The organism is Streptomyces sp. P9(2023) (assembly GCF_032436795.1).
Lineage (GTDB): Bacteria > Actinomycetota > Actinomycetes > Streptomycetales > Streptomycetaceae > Streptomyces.
This window is the reverse complement of sequence record NZ_JAUPWM010000796.1, coordinates 1-242: the sequence shown is the minus strand read 5'-3', so window position 1 is coordinate 242 and position 242 is coordinate 1. Positions and strand designations below refer to the sequence as shown.

Annotated in this window: 1 protein-coding gene; it reads left to right on the top strand. The window is 42.6% G+C overall.

What is annotated here, in order from left to right; all coding sequences use genetic code 11:
- On the top strand, positions 1-242 hold a 242-nt coding region (locus Q5762_RS39475; protein WP_315897144.1), incomplete at both ends, for a hypothetical protein.

The following is a 242-nucleotide window of genomic DNA, read 5'->3' as shown; positions in this document are numbered from 1 at the left end:
AGCAGATGAGTCTGTTCCTGAGTTTTATTCTCACCAACCCAAAGCGGAGCTAACTCTAAAAGCACCACTGTTTTTTGAAAACACTCAATCCCAGTTTGAGTGGATATTCTTCAATGCAGTAACAGAAGCCAATTTAACACACCCTAGCCACAGTATTAGTGAGGCTTTTCGCTTTTCTCCTGAAGCGACTACTGCTAGAGGGATCATTCCTGCTCGATTATCGGGAACTATAAACACTGGAA